Raw genomic sequence first — 8,746 nt, forward strand, 5'->3', positions numbered from 1 at the left:
TGCGCATGATCAAGAAGCAGCTGCGCGGCGCCGGCCTGGCTCAGGCATTGATCCGCAACGCCCCCAAGGCCGTCCTGCCTTTCGAGTCGCGGCGGCGCAGCCGCCAGAAAATCGAGCTGGACAACGGCGAGCCGGTGGGCCTGGCCCTGAACCAGGGCGCCGTCCTGCGGCATGGCGACGTGCTGATGGCCGACGACGGCGGGCTCATCGTGGTCCAGGCCGCGATCGAATCCGTCCTGAAGGTCACCGCGCAGGTCCCGCAGCAGCTCGCTCGCGCCGCCTACCACTTGGGCAACCGCCATATCCTGGTCGAGGTCGGGCCGGACTACCTGCAGCTGGAGCATGATGCCGTCCTGGTCGACATGCTGCGGCAACTGGGCGGCGTCACGGTCAGCGAAGTGAAAGCGCGGTTCGAGCCCGATGCGGGCGCCTACGGCGGCGGCCACAAGCACGGCCATGACGCGAGCTTCGCCGAAGACTACGCCCTGGCCCAGGCCGCCTATGCCGCGCACGAAGGGCCCGGCGAGCATGCGGGCGGCCAGGATCATCAAGAGCACCCTCAAGACCATGATCATGGACATGGCCCGGATCACGACCCTGGCCACGATCACGATCACGATCACAGTCACGAACATCAGCGTCAACATGAGCACGATCACGGTCACGGCCATGACGACGATCACAGCCACGGCCATGACGGCGAGCACGTCGGCGGCGCGTCCGCTGAACGTCGCCGCAAGCCTCCGCGCGGCTAGGCGGGCGCGTGGACACCCGCCAATTGACCGCGCTGCTGCAGCTGTCGTCGCCGGCCCTGCCCATAGGCGGCTATAGCTATTCCCAAGGCTTTGAAGCGGCCGTGGAGCGCGGGCTCGTCGACGGCGAGGCCAGCGCCTGCCTGTGGATCCGGCAGCAGCTGGAACTGGTGGTCGCGCAATGCGAAGCGCCCATATGGGCCTTGCTGTTCGACGGCTGGGCCGGCGGCGACTGGGAACAGCTGGACTATTGGAACAGCTGGTTCCACGCATCGCGCGAAACCCAGGAAATACGCCAGGAAACCGAGCAAATGGGCTGGTCGCTGGTGAAACTGGCGACCGACCTGGACTGGGGCGACGCCGGCGCGCGCCGCTATCTGCTTGGACAGGCCACGGTCACCCTGCCCGCCGCGCATGCCTATGCCGCCTATGCCCTGGGCATAGCCAGAAGCCCCGGCCTGGCGGCCTACCTGTTCACCTGGCTGGAAAACCAGGTCATGGCGGCCATCAAAACCGTGCCCCTGGGCCAAATGGCCGCCCAGCGCATCCTGAACCAGTTGCGCCCCAATATATCGACCGTGTGCGACGAAGCGTTCAGCCGGGCGGCGCAGCGCCCGCCGCGCATCCACACCCTGGCGCCGCAATTCGCCATCTTGTCGTCCCGCCACGAAACCCAATATTCCCGTCTATTCCGCTCCTGAAGGCCCTCTCATGACCAAGCACCTGAAATACAGTTCCCCGTCGCACCTGCGCAGCAAGCCGCTGCCCGTCCTGCGCGTGGGCGTGGGAGGCCCGGTCGGATCGGGCAAGACCACCCTGCTCGAAATGCTGTGCAAGAAAATGTCGGCAAAATACGAGCTGATCGCCATCACCAACGACATCTACACCAAGGAAGACCAGCGTTTGCTGACGATTTCCGGCGCCCTGCCGGCCGAGCGCATCATGGGCGTCGAAACCGGCGGATGCCCGCACACCGCGATCCGCGAGGATGCCTCCATCAACCTGGAGGCCATAGACCGGATGCTGAACAAGTTTCCCGACGCCGACATCGTTTTCGTGGAATCCGGCGGCGACAACCTCGCCGCCACCTTCAGCCCCGAGCTTTCGGACTTGACGCTGTATGTCATCGACGTCGCAGGCGGCGAGAAAATTCCCCGCAAGGGCGGCCCGGGCATCACCAAATCCGACCTGCTGATCATCAACAAGACCGACCTGGCGCCTTATGTCGGCGCGTCGCTCGAAGTCATGGAGCAGGACACCCGGCGCATGCGCGGCAACCGGCCGTTTGTCATGGGCACCATAAAGAACGGCGTGGGCCTGGACGAGGTTATTGCCTTTATCGAAAGCCAGGGCTTGCTGGGCGTAGCCGGATCTGACAGCCACGGCGCACCATCCACCTAGCCGTGCGCACGACAAGCCTGGTGGCCCGGGCCAGAACCAGCCGCTATGCTGCTGGCTTCACCGTCGGGCCGAATCTCGATTTCCCATTAGTCATTGACTAACGTGTTGTCCGAAATCCTGCGCCCGGCGCCGAATGAGAGCCCCCTGTCCTGGCTGGCGGCGCAGCCTCGCTCGGTACTGTTCAGCACCACGGTGACACGCGCGGAATTGTTCTACGGAGCACGGATGCTGCCCAAGGGCAAAATCCCGAAAATAACAACAGCATGCCGGAGTGGCTGCACCGCCAAATCGTTCATCCCGAGCAACATGCTCATGGCGATCGCGTTGGCCGCAACTGCGGCCAGTCCCGTCCAATGGCGCCCAGCCAAAGCGGCCAACCCAGCGCGACTGGATTTCAAGTTTCTGGAAGCCCATGGTGCTCCGCTGCTCGGTTTGCGCAAACGCAAACCTTCCCTTGAATACGGCCATGTTCAGGATGGAATGGAATCACATTTGCAATATACTTTGACACATGTCCGCACTTCAAAAAATGACCTGGCGCAAAGGTATGGCGGTCCGGCAGATTTTATTTTGTCTGACCGTCATGTCGTTTCTGTGCCGGTCGGTCATTCCGATGGGCTACATGCCGGATCTTTCCGGCGGGCGCGGCGATAAGCATGCGATCACCTTTTGCACCGCAGGCAGCGGCGCCAGCACATCCTCCCTGGATTTGACAGGCCGGCCGGAGCAGTCCTCTTCGGATGAGCACGCCGGCAGCCAGGATTGTCCCTTTGGTCTGGCGGTGTCGCAGGCGGTAATGCCTGGCCAGCCCGCCTCTATGCTGTTGGGGATGATATCGCAGCGTCCTGCGGCGTTATTGCATCACAACCAGACGCTGCCGCCGCTACCCGCTTTGGGGCCGCCGCTAGGCTCGCGCGCTCCCCCTTCAAACCTCGGTTGATTTTTCGTGTGTGGTCGTTCTCGTATCGACCATGGGTACGACGATCTGCATCCCGAGGTTCTTTTCATGTCTATTTTCCGTGTTCGCACCAGCGTCGCCGCTGCGCCGTGCAGCCCTTGCATAACGAAACCGGTATCGCGGTTTATGGCGGCGTGCAGATCAAATGGTAATTCAATGCTTCAACAGGAGCCTACGATGAAACGCTCTATGAGTCGGCGGCATTTTTTCTTCTTCGCGCTAGCCGCAAGCGCCTCCCTTTATGGGTGCTCACGCTCGAAGGAACTGAGTGACATCCATGGTATAGACATGGCAGATACCGATATTGGCCGTGACTTTCTATTGACAGGCACGGACGGCCGGCAACACCGTCTTTCCGATTTCAAGGGCAAGGCTGTATTGATTTTCTTTGGCTTTACCCAATGCCCAGACGTGTGCCCAACAGCCCTGTTTCGCGCAGCCGAAGTCAAGAAACTGCTCGGCGAGGACGGTGAACGGCTGCAGACTCTGTTTATCACCGTTGACCCGGAGCGCGATACGCCTGAGGTGCTCGATGCCTATGTCACGGCATTCGACCCGAGTTTTCTTGGCCTGTATGGCGATCTTGAACAAACGGCAAAAACCGCCCGTGACTTCAAAGTCTTCTATCAAAAAGTGCCTACCGGCTCGTCCTACACCATGGATCACACCGCCATGACCTATGTGTATGACCGGGATGGCCGCCTACGCCTGGGCTTGCGTCATTCCCTGACGGCCCAGGAATACGCAGAGGATATCCGTCAAATTTTAGCCCTCGATTGATGATGCATTCATAGGAGAACACTATGTCGAAGATATTGATGCAGGCGGGAATCGCCGTCTGCGCGCTTTGCATTGCCGCAGCCGCTCAGGCACAGGTGACCGTCGAAGAACCCTGGGTCCGCGCCACCGTTGAGCAGCAGAACGCGACCGGCGCTTTTATGCGCCTTTCCTCAAAGGCCGACACCACTCTGGTGCAAGCCGACTCTCCTGTTGCCAAACACGTCGAGATTCACGAAATGGCCATGGAAAATGACGTCATGAAAATGCGTCAGATTTCCGGGATTTCGCTAGCCGCCGGACAGCAGGTCGAACTCAAGCCTGGCAGTTATCACATCATGCTGATCGACCTCAATCAACAAGTGCGCGAAGGCGACCATATCCCGCTGGCGCTGACCTTTGAAGGCGCTGACGGCAAGCGCGAGACCATCAATATTGAGGCCCCCGCTCGTCCATTGGCTAGCAATTCGACGGGCCACGGCCATCAAAGCCGTAAACCATGAATCAGGAGCAGCAATGAACCATCTTTTTCAATGCCTGGCGCTCGTGCTCGCCGCCATGCTCGCATGCTTATTCATGCACGCGAACCCGCTTAGACAAGGCCAAGGACTGCTTCTCGGCGCGATCAAGGCGTTGCGCGCTTTCGCGCTGCTGGCGATTATTGCGATAGGAGGGCTAGCCCACGGCGCGCCGTTTGGTTGACGCGGTCAACGCTGCCGAGGCGAAATTGCCGCGGGAAACCCGGGAGAAGTTTGCCTCGTTTGGTCAAAACATTCAGATGAACGGCGCAGATGCCCCACAGTGATGCTTCTGCCTGCCGTGGCCTACTGATCAGTATGCGGAAAGCGGGAAGGCGGATCTGGCCGTTACCCGCTTAGCACGGCGGTGCGCTGGCGCGTTTTTTGCTGCCAGCCGGACGGGTCCGAGCTTACCGCGCGGGCTCGGCAGCTTACTTCGTCAATTTTGGAACTAACGCCCAATGATGCGCCTTCGCGCCACCGGCGTTTCGCACTCTTAACGCCAAGCCGGTCTCATTTGGCTCATATCGGCGCACCTCCAATGTCGGACTACGGCGTGTTAACACAAATGCAGCCCCTCCACGAGGAGCACGAAGTTAATGAATCCAATGAACGTGACGTCCCGCTTCAAAGCGCCTCGTCCCCAATTGACCGGAAGTAAAGCGCTTAATTGCCGGTTCGCGACAAGTAAACAGCAGAAAACACGTCTTCACCCCGCCATGCATACCGAACCTTTACTTTTTTTCCCGCCAACCACTGAGAATTCCAGTCTTGCGTCAAGCGCAGCACCAAGGATCTGGCTTCGCAAGCAAAAAACTCAGCAGCGTAAAAATCCTTGAACCCGCCAACCTGCGGAAATAGCGCCTTAAACAGTGCCTCCTTCGCTGAGAAGAGCAGAGTCAATGCGAGCTTCCTACCTGGCACCGATCTTTCGAGGCCAATCAACTCTTCATCCCGACAAATGCTCCTCTGTATCTGCTGTGCAATGGCAGGGCCGATCAATGGCTCCACATCTACACCCAATGCACAGTATCTGGATTGTGCCGTCGCTACTGCCACCGCCGTGGTAGAACAGTGACTGATACTGCCTAACACACCGGTTGGCCAAACTGGCTGCCGATTCCGCCCAGGCAAGGGAAACGCCGCAACCACTCCCATCTTGCGCAAAGACCGGGCGGCGCAGATTCGGCCCGCCATGAACTCGGCACGGCGATTGCCACTCATATCCCTGGTCGCGTACAGTAAGCCTGGATCAGAAAACAAAGACTCATCCATGACGCGGCGGACTGCCGAAATTGAAACGCCCGACAGCATCACATCCTGCGGCAAAACCAACAATGTTGAAACGTCGTCAATCCACACATCCATAGAATCCCACAAAAAGGACAGTGCTTGGGCAGTCGGCTTTTATTCTTTCAACGCATACAGGTAGGGGCCCACCGACGTCAGCTTCTCGCAAGTCTCCTCCCATTCGCGCTGCGGCGTCGAATGCGGTACCAGACCGGCTCCGGCCTGCAACCAATAGTGATCGCCATTGCGATATGCGGAACGCAGCACCAGGGTTGCATCCAACGCACCATCGCTATCGGCGATCAGGACGCACCCGCTGTAGAGACCACGCTTGCGACCTTCATGCCTGTTAATACTTTCCAGTGCCTCTTTTTTCGGTATGCCTGATGCCGTGACCGCGGGAAACAGATTCTCAAAAGCCGTCCACGCACTGGCGCCCGCTGCCAGCACACCTGTCACATGCGAAGCCAAATGCTGGACACTACCGCGCTCGAGCACATTCATGAATTCGTCCACGCACACAGATTCCTCCCGGCAGACCGCCGACATTTCCTGGAAGGCGAGTTTCACCGAAACTGCGTGCTCGGCAATTTCCTTGACATCCGACTCCAGCTCACGTCTGAGCTGTTGATCGATGTCCCTGTTCCCCGTCAAGGAGCGCGTCCCCGCGAGCGGCTGCGTCGTTACGTTGCCTTTGGCGTCGACCGTGACGACAATTTCCGGACTGAAGCCATATGCCTGGAATTCGCCATCCTTCAACAGAAACGAGCGCGCCGGCGTATTGGACTGGCGTCCCGCGCGGTAGCTAGCCACCATATCCAAGGCAACCGGAATGTCAACAGCATGAGAGAGAATCACTTTCTGGTACAGGCGCGCCTGCATCTGCGCCACAGCCGAGGCGACGAGTTGCTGATAATGCTCACGCCCTGCCGAACGCACATCTATCCTGATTGAAGCGCCCTGCTCCGGCAATTGCCCCGCGTCCGCCTCGTCGAGTGCATTTTTCAGCCGCGCCAGATCCCCGGCGCTCAATGCACGCAACTGGACTGAGTTCTCGCGGATGCGAATTTCTCTGCGCGGGATCATGATCTTGAGCAGCGGACCCGGATGGACGGCATTTTCCACACCGTACATTAGATAGGCAAATTCAAAATCGGCCCGGCCATAAGCCCGCCAATCCTCAAACGGCAGATCCGCCAGCGCCTGTTCAATGCCCTCGCTGGTTGAAGTCGCCTGCCAGAACTTCCCGTCACTGCGGCGAACAGTACCGTCCGTATCAACGGCGATCTCCATCGCACAATCCAAGCCAAGGGCCCATTCGCCTTGATGCTCATAAAGCACATAGTTGTCCGCTTCAATACGGTGAGCCAACTTCACAGCCAAATCAAATGGCGCACTTCTGATGGGCAGGAGCACCTGCTGGTACGGCAAAGGTTTGGCTGCCAGTGATCCAGATGTTCTCTGAACCGCAATGCTCACCAACCGCCGCTTGTCGATCTTCCTGGCTGCCGTCAGTGGCCATTCAGTAATGGTCTCAATCTGGTCGGGAACCTTGTAGTCGCTAAGGCCGTGCTCGCGTAAGGCCGATTTGATTTTCGAGGGATCGATGGCTTGCCCTCCGGGCTTGATGAAAGCGCATATCCGTTCTCCCAAGAGGTTGTCAGGCGCCCCGACGACCACAGCGGCATGCACGCCATGCAGCGCGCTCAATGCTACTTCGACTTCTGCCGCGGAAATTTTCTCGCCACTGCGATTGATCTGCTCCTTGATGCGGCCTTCCACGGTCAGGTTGCCACTCGCCTCGCGGCGAACCAGGTCTCCGGAACGGTAGAAACCATCACTGGTAAAACTTGATGCATTCTGAACTGGCGCGCGGTAGTAGCCCCGGATCGTGTACGGGCCGCGAGCCAGAAGCTGGCCGACCTGCCCATCTTCCACCTCCTTGTCTTCATCATCGACGATTCGGATCTCATCCTCTGGCGACAACGGGCGTCCCTGCGTATGGATGACGGCCTCCAGCGGGTCATCGAGGCGGGTATAGCACAGCAATCCCTCTGCCATGCCAAAGACTTGCTGCAACTGGCAGCCCAGGGTGTCGATCAATTGCATCGCCAACCCCGCTTCAAGGCGTGCCCCGCCTACCTGCACCAGCTTTAGGCTGGAGAGGTCGCTGTTTTCCCATTCGCGGCCTTCCACCCATAGCTTTGCCAGAGGTGGCACCAGCGCCACATGGGTCACGCCTTCGCGCTCGATCAAAGGCATGGCCTCATCGCAACTGGCCGACGTGGTTGCCACGACAGTCCCTCCGCACCGGAATGTCCCTAGCGCCCCCGGGCAAGCGAGCGCGAAATTGTGCGCAGCCGGCAGAACGGCGAGATAAACCGTGTCGCCACTGAATCCGCACAGATCGGCGGATGCGGTGAAATTGTAGAAATAGTCCCCATGCGTACGCGCAATCATCTTGGGCGTGCCGGTGGTGCCGCCGGAGAGCAGCAGCAATGCAGTATCGCCTGCGTGGATCTCGACCTGTGGGCAAGGAGCTCCCTTGATTTGTTCGAGAGAAAGGGCTCCTGGAAGATCATCCGCGGTTGTGCCGTCCACGACGACTAGCCGCAGGCAATCATGCCGTTCCTTCATCCGGGCGGCCAGGGCAAGGCAGTCATACTCGCCAATATGGTCCGCAATGAAATACGCCGCGGGCCTGGCAAGCTCCATCAGCGCATTGATGTCCTGTTCCCGCTGATTTGGCATGGCCATCACCGGAATGGCGCCCAGTCGAAGCAGCGCGAAGAACACGACAAAGAAGCCGATTGTGTTGGGCATTTGCGTCATCGCATGGTCTCCGGACCGCAAACCGGCGGCGTACAACCCTCCGGCAAGACGCTCGGCCCACGCCTGCAGCTCCGAATAGGAAAGACGCTCCCCGCTTTCGTTGACCAGCGCCACGCGCGCATCATATTCACGTGCCCAGTGGGTCAGGCACTGGGCCAGCGGGATGGACTCACCGTGCTTGTTCATGTGTGTAACGCAGATATCGGATGCCATGGGAA

9 protein-coding genes are annotated in these 8,746 nt (G+C 59.5%); 7 read left to right on the forward strand and 2 right to left on the reverse strand.

Going from position 1 to position 8,746, the window contains the following annotated elements:
• Positions 1-5: 5 nt before the first annotated feature.
• From ureE to BUB23_RS22115, 7 genes are all read left to right on the forward strand, one after another.
• Positions 6-755 carry an urease accessory protein UreE gene (ureE, locus tag BUB23_RS22085; RefSeq protein WP_342743867.1) on the forward strand — a complete coding sequence of 250 codons (750 nt, stop codon included), beginning with the start codon at positions 6-8 and terminating at the stop codon, positions 753-755.
• Between the two features lie 8 nt (positions 756-763).
• On the forward strand, positions 764-1,453 hold the full coding sequence (locus BUB23_RS22090) for an urease accessory protein UreF (RefSeq protein ID WP_073108064.1): 690 nt from the start codon (positions 764-766) through the stop codon (positions 1,451-1,453).
• 10 nt (positions 1,454-1,463) lie between these two features.
• Entirely contained in the window at positions 1,464-2,153 is a 690-nt protein-coding gene (gene ureG, locus BUB23_RS22095; RefSeq protein WP_073108067.1) for an urease accessory protein UreG, read from the forward strand.
• A gap of 511 nt (positions 2,154-2,664) precedes the next feature.
• Positions 2,665-3,093 carry a hypothetical protein gene (locus BUB23_RS27100; protein WP_178372379.1) on the forward strand — a complete coding sequence of 143 codons (429 nt, stop codon included), beginning with the start codon at positions 2,665-2,667 and terminating at the stop codon, positions 3,091-3,093.
• 195 nt (positions 3,094-3,288) lie between these two features.
• Complete coding sequence (locus BUB23_RS22105; RefSeq protein ID WP_073108238.1) at positions 3,289-3,891, forward strand: SCO family protein; 603 nt, start codon at positions 3,289-3,291, stop codon at positions 3,889-3,891.
• A 23-nt stretch (positions 3,892-3,914) separates the two neighbouring features.
• Positions 3,915-4,391: a copper chaperone PCu(A)C gene (locus BUB23_RS22110; RefSeq protein WP_245801352.1), complete on the forward strand. Its 477-nt coding sequence runs from the start codon at positions 3,915-3,917 to the stop codon at positions 4,389-4,391.
• A 13-nt stretch (positions 4,392-4,404) separates the two neighbouring features.
• Positions 4,405-4,590, forward strand: a complete 186-nt coding sequence (locus tag BUB23_RS22115) for a hypothetical protein (RefSeq protein WP_073108070.1) — start codon at positions 4,405-4,407, stop codon at positions 4,588-4,590.
• A gap of 482 nt (positions 4,591-5,072) precedes the next feature.
• Here BUB23_RS22115 and BUB23_RS22120 read toward each other — a convergent pair whose 3' ends face one another.
• Both BUB23_RS22120 and BUB23_RS27620 read right to left on the reverse strand, forming a co-directional pair.
• On the reverse strand, positions 5,073-5,774 hold the full coding sequence (locus BUB23_RS22120; RefSeq protein ID WP_073108073.1) for a 4'-phosphopantetheinyl transferase family protein: 702 nt from the start codon (positions 5,772-5,774) through the stop codon (positions 5,073-5,075).
• A 39-nt stretch (positions 5,775-5,813) separates the two neighbouring features.
• A complete protein-coding gene (locus BUB23_RS27620; RefSeq protein WP_073108076.1) occupies positions 5,814-8,741 on the reverse strand; it encodes a salicylate synthase in 2,928 nt (975 codons plus the stop codon).
• Positions 8,742-8,746 lie beyond the last annotated feature (5 nt).

Origin of the sequence: Pollutimonas bauzanensis (genome assembly GCF_900129885.1) — a bacterium.
GTDB classification, from domain to species: domain Bacteria; phylum Pseudomonadota; class Gammaproteobacteria; order Burkholderiales; family Burkholderiaceae_B; genus Pollutimonas; species Pollutimonas bauzanensis.